This window comes from Streptomyces tuirus (assembly GCF_014701095.1).
Classification (GTDB): domain Bacteria; phylum Actinomycetota; class Actinomycetes; order Streptomycetales; family Streptomycetaceae; genus Streptomyces; species Streptomyces tuirus.
In genome coordinates, this window is record NZ_AP023439.1 from 4,887,623 (window position 1) to 4,903,777 (window position 16,155).

Below are 16,155 nucleotides of genomic sequence, written 5' to 3' on the forward strand. Positions count from 1 at the left end.
AGTGGCCGCTGCCACACTCCGGGCATGAGCGATGACGACATGGACGTGCGTCTGCGTGACGTCGCGGAAGCCGACCTCGAGTTCTTCCTGGCGTACGAGCACGATCCGGAAGCCGTTCGGCGGTCGAGGTTCACCCCTCGGCCGCGCGAGGCGTTCCTGCGGCACTGGAAGACCAGCGTCCTCGGGGACGACACCGTCCACGTGCAGGCCGTGACCGTCGACGGCGAGGTCGCCGGCAACATCGTCGCCTGGTGGGACGCGGACCGCCGCTTCCTCGGGTACTGGCTCGGGCGCCCGTACTGGGGCCGCGGCATCGGCAGCCGTGCCCTCGCCTTCTTCCTGGAGCGGGAGCAGAACCGGCCCCTGCACGCGGACCCCGTCACCGGCAACACCGGCTCCGTGCGCCTCCTCGAGAAGCACGGCTTCCAGCGGCACGGCACCGTCCGGCACGGCGACGAGGAGCACGTCATGCTCGTCCTCGACTGAGAAGCACCGCGGCCGAGCGGCGGGACGTACCTCGTGCGTCACTCCTTTCACTCACTGCACTTGCGCATCTTCCGACGAGAGTTTTCACATCGTTATCGCTCACCGCTCGCCTCCGCGTCACCGCTCACGTAGGTTCGGACCAGGGTAATTCGCGTGAGCAAAGCTGCGCGGGCGGTACCGCGCAGTGGAGGGGGCTGCGCGGTGCCATGGCCTCCGCACCGAGCCGGCGCACCGGCGATGCCGAGTCGGCCCTCCGCCGATGTCGAGCCCGCGCTCCGCCGATGTCGAGTCGGCAAAGCGGCGAATCGGACTCCGCCCCCGGGTCGTGACGGTCAAGCGGGCGGGCGCGGCGGGGGTCACCCGTCGGGGGGATGCCGTGACAAGTCACCCGACTGGTCCCCAAGGTGCGGAAAATCGCCCGGATCCCGCCACGGAGCGCCCGATTCCCCTGCGTATGCGCAGTGTTCCGGCCGGAAGCGGGCCCTGAACGAGGGCTTCCGTGAGCATCGCCGCGTCGCCGGGCGGCTCCGGAGAGTAGTTGTGGCACGCCGATGCACGCAGCATCACTTACGAAGGGTTATGGTGGAAACCCCCCCTCGGGCCGGTCCGTCTCCCCCCCCACGGACCGGCCCGTTTTTCTTTGCCCGCCGGGCGGCTCGAACCACCGGCCGGAACCGATCGTTCCGCCCCCGTTGGCGGCCCAGGGCCGCGGCGGGGGTAGGCTTCGCCTCCGGGGACTGCCATACGGGCAGGGACCGCCCGCGGCCAAGACCGGGCCGCACGCCGCGGCCTGTCCGATCCGTACGGAGGGGCTGACAATCACGTGAACCTGCGCGACAAGCTGCGCGGCCTGCTGGTCAGGCTGTACGCACGCCGGGTGGAAGGCCACCTGGACCACGCTCAGGTGCCCAAGCACATCGGCGTCATCATGGACGGCAACCGGCGCTGGGCGAAGGCCGCCGGTTCCAGCACCGTCGACGGTCACCGGGCCGGGGCCGGGAAGATCGAGGAGTTCCTCGGCTGGTGCACCGAGACCGACGTCGAGGTCGTCACCCTCTGGCTGTTGTCCACGGACAACTTCGACCGGCCGCAGGAAGAGCTCGTCCCCCTCCTCGGCATCATCGAGGACGTCGTCCGCACCCTGGCCGCCGACGGCCGCTGGCGCGTGCACCACGTCGGCACGCCCGACCTGCTGCCCTCCGCGATGCAGACGGTCCTCAAGGAGGCCGAGGAGACCACAGCCCACGTCGACGGAATAGTGGTGAACGTCGCCATCGGCTACGGCGGACGGCAGGAGATCGCCGACGCCGTGCGGTCGATGCTGCTCGACGCCCAGGAGAAGGGCACCTCGATGGAGGCGCTCGCCGAGGCCGTCGACACCGACATGATCGGGCGTCACCTCTACACGAGCCACCAGCCCGACCCCGACCTGGTGATCCGTACCAGCGGCGAGCAGCGGCTGTCCGGATTCATGCTCTGGCAGACCGCGCACTCCGAGTACTACTTCTGTGACGTGTTCTGGCCGGCGTTCCGCAAGGTGGACTTCCTGCGCGCCATGCGCGACTACGCGGCCCGCCACCGGCGCTACGGCGGCTGACCCCCCGCACCGGACACCACGACCACAGGACGTCCCACGTCGCAACACCTCCCGGTACCCCCTTGAAGACGGGCGTAACGCGGAGTTCACCGGGTCGCCGTCATATGCCGTGGCATGGCGACGCTCGTTCGAGGGCATAACTCAGACAGGTCGACGCCCGAACCACGGGTGTCGGATCTCAGCGGACGGCACGGGGCCGTCCGCCCGGGAGGCCCTTTGCACCAGCCCGATCGTGCGGTCACAGCACGGACGAAGAGGCGGAGGGCCGGTTCTCGGCCCGCGCAGGGCGGCCGACGACCGGTCCAGCTCCATACCGTCGCTCCCCGACCTCATCCGAGGGGGTACGTCCTTCCGTGGTGACCAGCACAAAGCGCCACAAGCCCGACCGGCGCACCTATGTTCTCGACACCAGCGTCCTGCTGGCCGACCCGAACGCCCTGAACCGCTTCGACGAGCACGAGGTCGTGCTCCCCATCGTGGTGGTCACGGAACTGGAGGCCAAGCGGCACCACCCCGAACTCGGCTACTTCGCCCGGCAGGCCCTGCGCCTGCTCGACGAGTTCCGCGTCCGGCACGGTCGCCTCGACGCCCCCATCCCCATCGGGGATCTGGGCGGGACCGTCCGTGTCGAGCTCAACCACTCGGACCCCAGCGTGCTGCCCAGCGGCTACCGCCTGGGGGACAACGACTCCCGCATCCTCGCGGTCGCCCGCAATCTGCAGGCCGAGGGGTTCGACGTCACCGTCGTGTCCAAGGACCTCCCGCTCAGGATCAAGGCGTCCTCCGTCGGACTCCTCGCCGAGGAGTACCGCGCGGAGCTCGCCATCACGGACGCCTCCGGCTGGACCGGAATGTCCGAACTGACCCTGCCTGGCGAGCAGGTGGACATCCTCTTCGAGGAAGGGCACGTCCACGTCCCCGAGGCCGCCGGCCTGCCGGTGCACACGGGCCTGATGATCCAGTCGGAGCGCGGCAAGGCACTCGGGCGGGTCACCCCCGACGGCAACATCCGTGTCGTGCGCGGGGATCGTGAGGCGTTCGGCATCAAGGGCCGCAGTGCCGAGCAGCGGATCGCGCTCGACCTGCTGCTCGACCCGGACGTCGGGATCGTGTCGATGGGCGGCCGGGCCGGCACCGGCAAATCGGCGCTGGCGCTGTGCGCGGGCCTGGAGGCGGTGCTGGAGCGCCGTCAGCACCAGAAGGTGATGGTCTTCCGTCCGCTGTACGCGGTGGGCGGGCAGGAGCTGGGCTATCTGCCGGGCTCCGAGGCCGAGAAGATGAGCCCCTGGGCGCAGGCCGTGTTCGACACGCTGTCGGCGGTCACCAGCCGCGAGGTCATCGAGGAGGTCACCGCGCGCGGGATGCTGGAGGTCCTGCCGCTCACCCACATCCGCGGCCGCTCGCTGCACGACGCGTTCGTCATCGTGGACGAGGCCCAGTCGCTGGAGAGGAACGTACTTCTTACCGTTCTGTCCCGGATCGGGGCCAATTCACGGGTGGTTCTCACCCATGACGTGGCCCAGCGGGACAACCTCAGGGTCGGCCGGTACGACGGTGTCGTCGCCGTCGTCGAGAAGCTGAAGGGGCATCCGCTCTTCGCGCACGTGACCCTGACGCGGTCCGAGAGGTCCCAGATCGCCGCCCTTGTGACCGAAATGCTCGAAGACGGGCAGATCTGACCGACTGCACCAAGTCATGGCGGTTATCCGATAGTTGGCGCCGTCCGGAAAAGGCGAAAAGCCTAGCCGGGCGGCGCCTTCGCGTGTGGGCGTTTCTGTGAATCTCCCGCGTCAAACGGGATGTGAGCTTTCACACGCAACTCAGAATTGCCTTGCCCCGTCCGGTTGCGGCAGAGTCTCACTCCTGTCAGGCCCCGCATACGACACACCTGTACCCCCAGCGGTACGGCACCACAAAAGCTTCAGCATCAACTGCATAGCGATGTCGTATGCCGCCCGAGCTACACACGGCGCTCCCCTTGGGGGAGTTGCCCACCGGGCCCGCGCCTCCCGTGACCCCGCAGTTGGGGAGGCCAGTGCCAGGGGCACGATTGCGTCCGCGAGGGTCACCGAAGCGGGCGATGCTGGAAGGAAAACCGTGTGAGCCGGATCTCGGTCCGGGGATTCGCAGTGGCTTCGGCCACGGCGGTCACCGCTGTCGGAAGCGTCGTCGGCGTTGCCTCGGGCAGCACCGCGCAGAACAACGACGCGGAAGCGACGGCAACCGGCGCCACGCTGCTCGCGGACATCCCCGCGGGCCAGCAGGCCCAGGTGCAGACCGCGTCGCTGACGCAGCAGGCCGACGCACAGGCCATCCAGGCGGACGCGAGCGCGAAGAAGGACGCCGAGGAGGCCGCCCGCAAGGCCGCCGCCGAGACGGCCGTCGCCAAGAAGGAAGCCGCCGAGAAGGCCGAGAAGGCTGCCGAGGCAGCGGCCAAGGAGCGCGCGGAGGCCAAGGCCGCCGCCAGCCGCTCCAAGGACATCTCCGACTTCCCCGTCGCGACCTCCTACAGCATCGCCCAGCTCCAGGCGATGGCACGGCAGATGGTGCCGGCCGGTCAGTTCCAGTGCTTCAGCAACATCGTGGACCACGAGTCCGACTGGAACTACAAGGCGGTCAACCCCTCCTCCGGGGCCTACGGCATGTTCCAGGCGCTGCCCGGTTCCAAGATGTCGTCCGCCGGCGCCGACTGGCAGACCAACCCGGCCACCCAGATCAAATGGGGCCTGAACTACATGAACGACCGCTACGGCAGCCCCTGTGAGGCCTGGTCGTTCTGGCAGGCCAACAACTGGTACTGAGCCGGCCGGCCCACGGCCGATCCCGCCCTTCGCACGAGCCCCGCACCGCAGTCCGGTGCGGGGCTCGCGCCATGTACGGTCGGACGGACGGCTCCCCGGGGGAGTGGTGCGCCAAGACGGGGGAAGAGGACGGATCATGTCGCGAGTGCCAGGGTGGCTCGGCCGGCTCGGTGCCGGGCTGACCGAGATGAGCGAGCGCTACAACGAGCGCCGCGCCGAGGCCGAACGGGAGCGGGACGAACCGGACTCCCCGGTGCTCACCGACGAACACGTGCCGCCGCCCCCGGACTACGCACCCGACGTCCCCGCCCGCCCCGATCCCGCCCTGGCCGTGCCGTGGGGGGTGCGGGTCGCGGCCGAGGCCGGCTGGCGGCTCCTCGTCCTCGCGGGCACCGTGTGGGTGCTGATGCGCGTCATCAGCGCCGTCCAGCTCGTGGTGCTCTCCTTCGTCATCGCCCTGCTCATCACGGCGATGCTGCAGCCGACGGTGGCGCGGCTGCGGCGCCACGGCGTGCCGCGCGGGCCGGCGACCGCCCTGACGGCCATCCTCGGCTTCGTCGTCATCGGCCTCATCGGCTGGTTCGTGACCTGGCAGGTCATGGAGAACATCGACGACCTCTCGGGCCAGATCCAGGACGGCATCGACGAGTTGCGGAACTGGCTGCTGAACAGCCCCTTCCACGTCACCGACAAGCAGATCAACGAGATCGCCAAGAACCTGCGGGAAGCGGTCGGGGCGAACACCGACCAGATCACCTCGGCGGGCCTGGAAGGCGTGACCGTCGTCGTCGAGGCGCTCACCGGGATCCTGCTGTCGGTCTTCTGCACCCTGTTCCTGCTCTACGACGGCAAGCGGATCTGGGAGTGGACGCTGAAGCTGGTGCCGGCGGCGGCACGGCCGGGAGTGGCCGGGGCCGGTCCGGCGGCATGGCGGACGCTGACCGGGTACGTGCGGGGCACGGTGATCGTCGCACTGATCGACGCCATCTTCATCGGTCTTGGCATCTACTTCCTCGATGTGCCGATGGCCGTGCCGCTGGCGGTGTTCGTCTTCCTGTTCGCGTTCATCCCGCTGGTGGGTGCGGTGGTGTCCGGGGCGCTGGCGGTGGTCGTCGCGCTGGTCACCCAGGGGGTGTTCACGGCCGTCATGACGCTGGTGGTGGTGCTGGCGGTGCAGCAGATCGAGGGGCACATCCTGCAGCCGTTCATCCTGGGGCGCGCCGTCCGGGTCCATCCGCTGGCGGTGGTGCTGTCGGTGGCGGCGGGCGCGATGGTGGCCGGGATCGGTGGTGCGGTGGTCGCCGTGCCGCTGGTGGCGGTGACGAACACGGTCGCCGGCTATCTGCGGTCGTACTCGCAGAAATCGGCACTCCGGCATTCGGTGCGGCCGCGCGGGGCCACGGCGGTGAGCGCGGAGCCCGGCCCGGGGACGCCGCCCCGGTAGCGGGACTTCGAGAACGGCGGCAGGGCCCCGTCCACCGGTCAGGTGGGCGGGGCCCTGCGATGCGAGGCGGGCGGCCGGGGTTACTCGGCCAGGACCGCCTCGGCGTCCAGCGTGACGCCGACCGCCTGGATCACGGAGGCGATCTTGAAGGCCTCCTGGACGACCTCGCGGTCGAGGCCCGCCTTGCGCAGGACCTGCTCGTGGGAGTCCAGGCACATGCCGCAGCCGTTGATGGCCGAGACGGCGAAGGACCACAGCTCGAAGTCGACCTTGTCGACACCCGGGTTGCCGATGACGTTCATCCGCAGACCCGCGCGCAGGGTGCCGTACTCGTGGTCCGACAGCAGGTGACGGGTGCGGTAGAAGACGTTGTTCATCGCCATCACCGCGGCGGCGGCCTTGGCGGCCGTGTACGCCTCCGGCGACAGGTTCGCCTTCGCCTCCGGCTCCAGCTCGCGCAGCACGATCGGGGAGCGCGAGGCGATGGCCGTCGAGAGCACCGTGCCCCACAGCTGCTGGGCCGGCAGGTCGGAGTTGCCGATGACCGAGCCCAGGTTGAGCTTCAGGTCCTTGGCGTAGTCCGGTATGGCGGACTTCAGGGCGTCCAGCGACATGTCAGATCACTCCCCGGAGAGCAGCGCGACGGGGTCGAGGGTCTCGTCGCCCTTCGACCAGTTGCAGGGGCAGAGCTCGTCCGTCTGGAGCGCGTCCAGGACCCGGAGGACCTCCTTCGGGTTACGGCCGACCGAGCCCGCGGTCACCATGGAGAACTGGATCTCGTTGTTCTGGTCCACGATGAACACCGCGCGCTTGGCGAAGCCGTCCTCGCCCTCGATGCCGAGGTCGCGCATCAGCTCGTGCTTGGAGTCGGCCATCATCGGGAACGGCAGGTCGCGCAGGTCGTCGTGGTCCTTGCGCCAGGCGTGGTGGACGAACTCGGAGTCACCGGAGAAGCCGAGGACCTGCGCGTCGCGGTCGGCGAACTCGTCGTTCAGCTTGCCGAAGGCGGCGATCTCGGTCGGGCACACGAAGGTGAAGTCCTTGGGCCAGGCGAAGACGATCTTCCACTGACCCTCGTAGGTCTTGTGGTTGATCTGCTCGAACTCCTTGCCCTTCTCCAGCGAGACGCAGGCGGTCAGGTCGAACTCGGGGAACTTGTCACCGACGGTGAGCACACACACTCCTTGCAGCGAAGAAACTCCCGGATCGCGGGGGTTTCCCATGGGTTGGACTGGGTTGATGTTGGCACAGGCTCGATTGATTACGGAAATAGCTACACTCGGTCGAGTTGATCGGAGGTAGTTATCAGTGACTGTCGGTAATAAGCGCAGGCAGCCCAGCCTGGCCCAGCTCCGGGCGTTCGCCGCGGTGGCCGAACACCTCCATTTCCGGGAAGCGGCAGCCGCGATCGGCATGAGCCAGCCCGCCCTCTCGGGCGCGGTGTCGGCCCTGGAGGAGACACTCGGAGTGACGCTCCTCGAGCGTACGACGCGCAAGGTCCTGCTCTCCCCGGAGGGCGAGCGGATCGCCGTACGGGCCAAGGCGGTTCTGGGGGAGGTGGAGACGCTCATGGACGAGGCCGAGGCGGTCCGGGCGCCCTTCACCGGGGCGCTGCGGCTCGGCGTGATCCCGACGGTCGCGCCCTATCTGCTGCCGACGGTCCTGCGGCTCGTCCACGAGCGGTATCCGCACCTCGACCTCCAGGTGCACGAGGAGCAGACGGCCAGCCTGCTCGACGGCCTCGCCGGCGGCCGGCTCGACCTCCTGCTGCTCGCCGTACCCCTGGGCGTCCCGGGTGTCAGCGAACTGCCTCTGTTCGACGAGGACTTCGTGCTGGTCACGCCGCTCGACCACGGGCTCGGCGGGCGGGAGGGCATTCCGCGCCGGGCGCTGCGCGAGCTGAACCTGCTGCTGCTGGACGAGGGGCACTGCCTGCGCGACCAGGCCCTCGACATCTGCCGCGAGGCCGGCCGCGACGACGTGCCGGTCACCACGACCGCCGCGGGCCTGTCCACGCTGGTGCAGCTCGTCGCGGGCGGGCTCGGCGTCACCCTGCTGCCGCGCACCGCCCTGAAGGTCGAGACCTCCCGCAGCAACCAGCTCCTCACCGGCTGCTTCGCCGACCCGGCCCCCACGCGCCGGATCGCACTGGCGATGCGGGTGGGGGCCGCGCGCGGCGCGGAGTACGAGGAACTGGCGGCCGCCCTGCGACAGGCGCTGCGCCCGCTGCCCGTACGGGTCCTGGAGCAGGACACCTGACGACCCGTACGGGCGGTGCGTACCGCCGCTACTCGGTGCGCAGCCCGTCCGGCCGCATCAGCCTCAGCAGCGGAGGCAGACTCAGCAGGGTCACCACGAGGACGACACCGGCGCCGACGCCCGTCATCGACAGCACGCTCGGCCAGTCCACCCGGACCGAGGTGTTGGTCATCCGCAGCAGGACCGCGCCCAGGGCGATGCCCACCGTCGCGGCGAGCAGCAGGCCCAGACCGATGGGGATCGCCGTCTGCCACAGCACCGACAGGCTGAGGGTGCGGCGCCTGGTGCCGAAGGCGACCAGGGACGACAGCAGCTTGCGGCGTTCGCGCAGCTGCTCCAGCTGTGAGACGAGCAGGCTCGCCCCGATCAGCGCCAGCACGCAGGCGGAGCCGACGGACAGGCCCGTGCGGATGGCGGCGTAGCGGTCGTTGCTCTCGACGCTGTGCCAGGTCATGGGCTGGACCGCCCGGTCGAGCCGCGCGGCCGTGTTACGCACATGGTCGTAGGCGTCCGGCACCGAGAGGTCCAGGCTCAGGAAGAGCCGCGCGGACGTGACCGCCGCCAGCTTCTCGGGCAGCGCCCCGGGCGTGACCAGGATGCCGCCGCGCTCGTATCCGGTGGGGTCCTCGCGGGACTGGGCCGGGCGGATGTTGTGCGGCACGGTCCAGGAGACAGGGCGGTCGCCCGAGCGGGCGGCGTCGTCATCCGGTTCGGTCCACAGGACCGTGCCGGGCTCGGCCAGGTGGTCGCTCCCGCTCTCGTACTGCGAGCCCTTCGCCGCGAAGACGTCCCCGTCGCGGCAGGAGGGGAGCGTGGCCACCTCGCGCAGCGACGCGCAGTCGGCCACGGTGATCTGGGCGTAGGAGTCCTCGCCGCGCCGGTCGCGCAGATAGACGTCGGACAGGGCGATGATCCTGCGCACGCCCTCGGTGCCGCGGTACTTCCCGGTGATGGCCGAGGCGTCGGCGCCGTCCGGCACGTCCACGCTCATCTGGGCCCGGGAGACGTCGTACCGCGACGCGCTGGTGTAGTTGCCCTCCACCCCGGCGAACAGCATCTGCAGGGCGATCGCCCCGGCCACCGCCACCGCGATGCCGTTGACCATCCGGGCCGCCGAGCCACTGCTCAACTGCAGGCGCCGGACAGCCAGTTGCCAGGCGACCCCGCCCGAGCCGAGCCGGGCCACGACCGTCTCCACCACCCAGGGGAGCAGTGCCGTGACGCCGACCAGCAGCAGCATCACGCCGCCGATGACGAGGTACTGGTTGAAGTTCCCGCCGTCGTCGCCCTGCCCGATCATCGGGTAGAGCAGCGCGATGCCGCCCAGCGGCAGCAGCAGCCGCCACCACAGCCGGCGCCGCGAGGGCCTGGCCGTGCGCACCACGCCGAGCGGCTCGATGACCACCCCGCGCAGGGCGAGGATCGTCACCAGGACCGCCGCCGCCGGCACCGCCACCGCGACCAGGACGGCCAGCACCGGAGAGGGGTTCAGATAGCTCGGGAACACACTGACGTGGAACACCTCGGCGGAGGCCGCCAGTTCGCGTCCGAGCAGGAAGAACCCGGTGCCGAGGACGAGCCCCAGCACCGAGCCGGCGAGCGCCTCGCCGGCGGCGATCCGCCGGGTCATCCTGCTGTCGGAGCCGACCAGCCGCAGGGCCGCCAGCCTGCGGTCACGGCGCTCGCCGCCGAACCGCACGGCCGCTGCGATGAACACGGCGACCGGCATCAGCAGCACCACGAAGACGACCAGGACCAGCAGGAGCAACACCGGGTCCCAGGGGTCGGACGACCCCAGGTCGTCGTTGCCGAAGCTGTCGATCCGGGCGCCGCTCGCCGGGCCCTCCAGCAGCTTCGCCAGCCCCTCGCCGCCCGCGAAGTAGGCGAGTTCCTGCGAGCCGACCAGCCCCTGCTCGCCGATGGTGCCGGAGATGCGGTAGTCCAGCCGCTCCCGCAGCAGCTTGCCGTCGTCGGAGGCGAGCAGCTCCTTCAGCGCGGGGGAGACGGCCATCTCGCCCGCGGCCGGGAACTCCGCGACCCCCGGCGGCAGCGGAGCCCGCGGCCCCTCCGGCTCCAGCAGCCGGCCGCGCACGTCCTGGTCCCGGAACGTGGTGTCCGCGTCCACGACCACCAGCGTGTCGTCGGCCTTCGGAATCTTCTGCTGGCTGAACGTGTGGTCGCTGCGCGCCTCCTCGCGCCGGTCCCGTTCCGCCAGCGCGCTGGGGATGGCGGTGGTGAGCAGCAGCAGCGCCACCCCGAGCCCCACACCGACGGCCGTGAGCAGCGACCGCGTCCACCCCTCGCGCCCGCCGGCGAGGGCGAACCGGGCCCCCATGGCGAGGTCCCGGCTCCACTGCCCGATGCTCATACGACGCGCTCCATGTCACGGGACTTGCCGTCCCGGACGACGATCTCGCGGTCGGAGTAGGCGGCCACCCGCGCCTCGTGCGTGACGAGCACCACGGCCGCGTTGGCGGACCGGGCGGCGTCCGTCAGCAGCTCCATCACCCGCTCGCCGTTGAAGGAGTCGAGCGCCCCGGTCGGCTCGTCGGCGAAGACGACCCTCGGGTTCGTCACCAGCGACCGCGCGACCGCGACCCGCTGCCCCTGACCGCCGGACACCTCGCCGGGCCGCTTCTTGCGGAGGTCGTCGACCTCGAGCCGTTCCATCCACGCGAGCGCGGCCCGCTCGGCCTCCTTGCGGGACGACCCGTTCAGCCGCAGCGGCAGCGCGACGTTCTCCACACAGGTCAGTTCCGGTACGAGCTGCCCGAACTGGAACACGAACCCGAACTCCGAGCGCCGCAGCGCACTGCGCTCGGCGTCGCTCATCGCGGTCACCTCGCGCCCGTTGTACGTGATCGAGCCCGAGTCCGGCATGACGATCCCGGCGAGGCAGTGCAGCAGCGTCGACTTGCCGGAGCCGGACGGGCCCATCACGGCGACGACCTCGCCGGGGTGGATGGAGAACTCGGCGCCGTCGAGCGCGGTCGTCGGCCCGTACGCCTTGCGCAGATCCTGGGCGGTGAGGAGCGAACCAGCGGGAATCGTCACCGGGCCACCGCCTCACGGAGCTTGTCCAGACGTGCCGCGGTCAGCTCCAGCCAGCGCAGGTCCGCCTCCAGGTGGAACAGCGCGTGGTCGCAGATGAGCTGGTCGGCCAGATCGCCCTTGCGCTTGCGGTCGGTGAGGATCCGCATGCTGCGCAGATGCTCCGAGCGCTGGGTGTCGAGGAGGTCAGCGGCGTCGCGATGGGTGAGCAGCGCGAGGACGATCTTGGTGTAGAGGGTCGACTGGAGGTACGGCTCCGGCTTCTCGGGCGTGGCGAGCCAGCGCGCGACGTCGGTGATGCCGGCCTCGGTGATCGCGTAGCGCTTGCGCTCGGGACCGCCGCCCGCCTCGATGCCGTCGACTTCGACCAGCCCGTGCTTCAGCAGCCGCGACATCGTCGAGTAGACCTGGCCGTAGTGGAGGGGCCGGTCATGACCGAACTTCTCGTCGAAGGCCCGTTTCAGGTCGTAACCGTGGCGCGGGCCGGACTCCAGGAGCCCCAGGAGAGTGTGACCGATGGACATGACCAGGACTGTACATGCGGTGTATATGCCATGTGTATACGCCGGGTGTGCAGTTGCTGGCGGGCGGTACGGCTGTGCAGGTCGGGGCCGGTTGTCACGGTTCCGCAACAGCCGTGGAGCCCGTGCGGTCAGGCCGGGGGCGGACCCGGGGCGGAACCTCCGGCGGGCCCGGCGGATCCGGGAGGCCCGGCGGATCCGGCAGGCCCGGCAGGTCCGGCAGACCCGGGAGGCCGTCCGCGCCGGGGCAGTGGTCCCGTGTCCCGCGGCAGGCGCCCCGCCTCCGCCAGCGCCTTGCGCAGCAGGAACTCGATCTGCGCGTTGGCCGACCGCAGTTCGTCCCCGGCCCACCGCGCGAGCGCCTCGTACACCGCCGGGTCCAGCCGCAGCAGCACCTGCTTGCGCTGCTGCTGCGGCCGGCGCTGCGGGCCCGGACCTTCGCCGGGGACCGTCACTGGTAGAGGGACCCGGTGTTGAGGACCGGCTGCGCGGCCCGGTCGCCGCACAGCACCACCATCAGATTGGAGACCATGGCCGCCTTCCGCTCGGAGTCCAGCTCCACGATGTCCCGCTCGGTGATCCGGGCGATCGCGGCCTCCACCATGCCCACCGCGCCGTCCACGATCTGCCGACGCGCCGCGACCACCGCTCCGGCCTGCTGCCGCTGGAGCATCGCCGAGGCGATCTCGGGGGCGTAGGCGAGGTGGGTGAAGCGGGACTCGATGATCTGCACCCCGGCCGCCTCCACGCGCGCGTGCAGTTCGACGGCGAGCTTCTCGGTGATCTCCTCGGCGTTGCCGCGCAGCGACAGGCCGTCCTCCTCGTGGGCGTCGTAGGGGTACTCGATGGCGATGTGCCGCACGGCCGCCTCGGTCTGGGTGGAGACGAACTCGATGTAGTCGTCGACCTCGAAGGTGGCCTGGGCGGTGTCCTCGACGCGCCACACCACGACCGAGGCGAGCTCGATCGGGTTGCCGTAGGCGTCGTTGACCTTGAGGACGGCGGTCTCGTGGTTGCGCACGCGGGTCGAGATCTTCGTGCGGGAGGTGAAGGGGTTCACCCAGCGCAGGCCGTCCTGCCGGATCGTGCCGCGGTAGCGGCCGAAGAGCTGGACGACGCGGGCCTCGCCCGGCGCCACCATGTTCAGCCCGCACATGGCGAGGAACGCCGCGAGGGCGACCAGGATGCCGCCGACGATCAGCCCGGCCTTCGCGCCGGACGCGTCCACCGAGGTGGCGGCCGCGATCAGCCCGGCGCCGGCCAGCAGCCCGAGCAGTCCGAGCAGCAGCGCGAGCCCGCCGCCGATGCTGTGCGCGGTGAACTCCCGCACCCGTGGCGCCGGCATCTCGGGCACGTCGGCCGTGACCTGCGTGTCGTGTGTGGACATGGGTGGTCCCCCGTTCTTCCGTCGAAGCCACTCCTGCATAGCTTCCGTCTAGCTAAGTGATATCACTTTCCCGCGTTATGGCAACCCTCCGGGTGTCTCGTACGTCGGTTCCGTTGGGATGGGTGCTGATTGTCACGTCCGCAAAGGACCGGATCGGCAGCCCTATCTCTTATCTCCCGGTGTTAGCTTTCTGAGCTGACCTGAGCGGCGAACCTGTGTGACATGTGAGCACACATGAACGAAGCGGAGCAGATCGGACTCATGGGACGAGCGGAAGAGAGACGCGCCCGACAGCGCGGTGGGCGCCGGGCGGCACCCAAGAGCCACCGTTCGTCGGCCGCGGCCGGGAGGAGCGGCATACGCAGGCTCTTCACCTGGAAGAAGATCCTCGGCACCTTCCTCGGCCTGTGCCTGCTGGGCATGGGCGCCTTCATCGTGCTGTACATGATGATCGGCATCCCCGAGGGGAACGCCGACGCCAAGCGGCAGAGCAACATCTACAAGTACAGCGACGGCTCGATCATGGCCCGCGACGGCAAGGTCAACCGTGAGAACGTCGATCTGTCCCGGGTCCCCAAGGGCGTGCGGATGACCTTCGTCGCCGCCGAGAACAAGACCTTCTTCAAGGACGCCGGCGTCGACTTCAAGGGCACCGCCCGGGGTCTGTTCAACACGGTCTCCGGCCGGGGCGCACAGGGCGGTTCGACGATCACCCAGCAGTACGTCAAGAACTACTACCTGACCCAGGAACAGACCGTCTCGCGCAAGCTGAAGGAACTGGTCATCTCGCTGAAGCTGGACCGGGAGAAGTCCAAGGACTACATCCTCGCCGGCTACATCAACACCAGCTACTACGGCCGCAACGCCTACGGCATCCAGGCCGCCGCCCAGGCCTACTACGGCAAGGACGCCGAGAAGCTCACCGTCGCGCAGGGCGCCTACCTCGCCGCGCTCCTCCAGGCCCCCAGCCAGTACGACTGGGCCGTCGCCTCGAAGGACGGCAAGAAGCTGGTGAAGGCGCGCTGGAACTACGTCCTGGACAACATGGTCGAAGAGGGCTGGCTGAGCGCCTCCGAGCGGGCCGGGATGAAGTTCCCGGTGCCCGAGGAGCCCAAGCCCGCCCCCGGCATGGAGGGCCAGAAGGGCTACCTGGTCAACGCGGCCAACTCGGCGCTGGAGAAGCAGCTCGTCGCCGACGGCACCGCCGACAGCGCCAAGGAGGCCGAGGCGATGGTCAACGCCGGCGGCTGGACCCTGACGCTCAACATCGACAAGAAGAAGCAGGCGGCGCTGGAGAAGTCCGTCAAGCGGCAGCTGACCAGCAAGCTCGACCCCGACAAGCGCAAGGTCGACGCGGCCGTCCAGGCCGGTGCCGCGTCCGTGAACCCGAAGACCGGCGCGGTGGTCGCGATGTACGGCGGCGAGGACTACTTCAAGCACTACATGAACAACGCCACCCGCGCCGACTACCAGCCCGCCTCCACCTTCAAGCCGGTCATCCTGGCCGCGGCCCTGGAGGCGCGGGCGACGACACAGAGCGGCAAGCCGATCACCGCCAGCACGGTCTACGACGGCACCAGCAAGCGCCCGGTCGTGGAGGACGGCACCAAGGTCGGCTTCGCCCCCGAGAACGAGGACGACCGGAACTACGGGCCGATCTCCGTCCAGACGGCGATGAACAAGTCCGTCAACTCCGTCTTCGCGCAGATGGGCGTCGACGTCGGCATGTCCGAGGTGGTCAAGGTCGCCGGCAAGCTCGGCATGGACACCGAGAACATGGCGGCCGTGCCCGCGCAGACCCTGGGCAGCATGGGCGCGAGCCCCCTGCAGATGGCCGGCGTCTACGCGACCCTCGACAACCACGGCAAGAAGGTCACCCCGGCCCTCGTGAAGTCGGCGGAGCACCTGAACCAGAACGTCACCATGCCCGACCCGGTCGGCGACCAGGTCATCAGCCGCGAGGCCGCCGACTCGGTCACCTCCGTGCTGACCGGCGTGGTCGACGACGGCACCGCCCAGACCTCGGTGGCCAATAACCCCGGCCGCAAGGGCCAGCAGGTCGCGGGCAAGACGGGTACGTCCGACAACAACAAGTCGGCCTGGTTCACCGGCTACACACCCGGCCTGGTCACCTCGGTCGGCCTGTTCGGCGAGGACGCCAAGACCCACGCCCAGGTCCCGATGTACAAGGCGGGCGGCGAGCCCCGCGTCAACGGCGGCGGGTTCCCGGCGCAGATCTGGGCGGCGTACACCTTCGGTGTGATGGGCGACGTCGACGCGTTCGACCTGGACACCCAGCAGGGCGCGGCCGTCGAGCCGACCTGGACGCCGACGCCCTCGCAGTCGCCGACCGAGGAGCCGTCGCAGGAGCCGACGACCGAGGAGCCGTCGTCGTCCCCGCCGCCCACGACGGAGAAGCCCTCCTCGTCCCCGCCGCCGTCCCCGTCGACGGCACCGCCCACCATCACCCCGCCGACGTCCCCGCAGACGACGCCGCCGGGTGACAGAGGCGACCCGTTCGACCCGGTCAAGCCGGGCGACGACGAGTAGACGGGCATGAGACGCCGAGGGGCGCCCGGTGCACACCGGGCGCCCCTCGGCGTCGTCGT

Annotated in this window: 14 protein-coding genes; 7 read left to right on the forward strand and 7 right to left on the reverse strand. The window is 70.1% G+C overall.

The annotated features are described in order from the left end of the window. Window positions 1-24 precede the first annotated feature (24 nt). The 5 genes from IGS69_RS22615 to IGS69_RS22635 all read left to right on the forward strand — a co-directional run bounded on the left by IGS69_RS22615 (window position 25) and on the right by IGS69_RS22635 (window position 6,328). Window positions 25-486 carry a GNAT family N-acetyltransferase gene (locus IGS69_RS22615; protein ID WP_190902362.1) on the forward strand — a complete coding sequence of 154 codons (462 nt, stop codon included), beginning with the start codon at window positions 25-27 and terminating at the stop codon, window positions 484-486. Between the two features lie 823 nt (window positions 487-1,309). Continuing rightward, a complete protein-coding gene (locus tag IGS69_RS22620) occupies window positions 1,310-2,083 on the forward strand; it encodes an isoprenyl transferase (protein WP_031103025.1) in 774 nt (257 codons plus the stop codon). Between the two features lie 353 nt (window positions 2,084-2,436). Continuing rightward, the gene (locus IGS69_RS22625; protein WP_190902363.1) at window positions 2,437-3,762 is read left to right on the forward strand and encodes a PhoH family protein; all 1,326 of its coding nucleotides are present in this window, start codon (window positions 2,437-2,439) and stop codon (window positions 3,760-3,762) included. A 420-nt stretch (window positions 3,763-4,182) separates the two neighbouring features. Next, window positions 4,183-4,884, forward strand: a complete 702-nt coding sequence (locus IGS69_RS22630) for an aggregation-promoting factor C-terminal-like domain-containing protein (protein WP_190902364.1) — start codon at window positions 4,183-4,185, stop codon at window positions 4,882-4,884. 136 nt (window positions 4,885-5,020) lie between these two features. Next, a complete protein-coding gene (locus IGS69_RS22635) occupies window positions 5,021-6,328 on the forward strand; it encodes an AI-2E family transporter (RefSeq protein ID WP_190902365.1) in 1,308 nt (435 codons plus the stop codon). Between the two features lie 80 nt (window positions 6,329-6,408). On the opposite strand, the gene IGS69_RS22640 is transcribed toward IGS69_RS22635, so the two are convergent. After that, a complete protein-coding gene (locus tag IGS69_RS22640) occupies window positions 6,409-6,942 on the reverse strand; it encodes an alkyl hydroperoxide reductase (RefSeq protein WP_031103031.1) in 534 nt (177 codons plus the stop codon). A 6-nt stretch (window positions 6,943-6,948) separates the two neighbouring features. Continuing rightward, on the reverse strand, window positions 6,949-7,503 hold the full coding sequence (locus IGS69_RS22645; protein WP_190902366.1) for a peroxiredoxin: 555 nt from the start codon (window positions 7,501-7,503) through the stop codon (window positions 6,949-6,951). 133 nt (window positions 7,504-7,636) lie between these two features. Between IGS69_RS22645 and IGS69_RS22650 the strand changes: the two genes are divergently transcribed. Beyond that, window positions 7,637-8,587 (forward strand): LysR substrate-binding domain-containing protein, encoded by a 951-nt coding sequence (locus IGS69_RS22650; protein WP_190902367.1) that lies wholly within the window; start codon window positions 7,637-7,639, stop codon window positions 8,585-8,587. Window positions 8,588-8,615: 28 nt separating this feature from the next. Here IGS69_RS22650 and IGS69_RS22655 read toward each other — a convergent pair whose 3' ends face one another. From IGS69_RS22655 to IGS69_RS22675, 5 genes are all read right to left on the reverse strand, one after another. Continuing rightward, window positions 8,616-10,955, reverse strand: coding sequence for an ABC transporter permease (locus IGS69_RS22655; RefSeq protein ID WP_190902368.1), 2,340 nt, complete (start codon window positions 10,953-10,955; stop codon window positions 8,616-8,618). Next, window positions 10,952-11,641: an ABC transporter ATP-binding protein gene (locus IGS69_RS22660; RefSeq protein ID WP_190902369.1), complete on the reverse strand. Its 690-nt coding sequence runs from the start codon at window positions 11,639-11,641 to the stop codon at window positions 10,952-10,954. The genes IGS69_RS22655 and IGS69_RS22660 overlap by 4 nt, the downstream gene beginning before the upstream one ends. Next, on the reverse strand, window positions 11,638-12,162 hold the full coding sequence (locus IGS69_RS22665; RefSeq protein WP_190902370.1) for a PadR family transcriptional regulator: 525 nt from the start codon (window positions 12,160-12,162) through the stop codon (window positions 11,638-11,640). The genes IGS69_RS22660 and IGS69_RS22665 overlap by 4 nt, the downstream gene beginning before the upstream one ends. Window positions 12,163-12,290: 128 nt before the next feature. Beyond that, window positions 12,291-12,614 (reverse strand): hypothetical protein, encoded by a 324-nt coding sequence (locus tag IGS69_RS22670; protein ID WP_190902371.1) that lies wholly within the window; start codon window positions 12,612-12,614, stop codon window positions 12,291-12,293. Then, window positions 12,611-13,546: an SPFH domain-containing protein gene (locus IGS69_RS22675; protein WP_190902372.1), complete on the reverse strand. Its 936-nt coding sequence runs from the start codon at window positions 13,544-13,546 to the stop codon at window positions 12,611-12,613. The genes IGS69_RS22670 and IGS69_RS22675 overlap by 4 nt, the downstream gene beginning before the upstream one ends. Before the next feature lie 261 nt (window positions 13,547-13,807). Here IGS69_RS22675 and IGS69_RS22680 point away from each other — a divergent pair, with 261 nt between their 5' ends. Further along, window positions 13,808-16,096, forward strand: a complete 2,289-nt coding sequence (locus IGS69_RS22680) for a transglycosylase domain-containing protein (protein ID WP_190904603.1) — start codon at window positions 13,808-13,810, stop codon at window positions 16,094-16,096. Window positions 16,097-16,155: the final 59 nt, after the last annotated feature.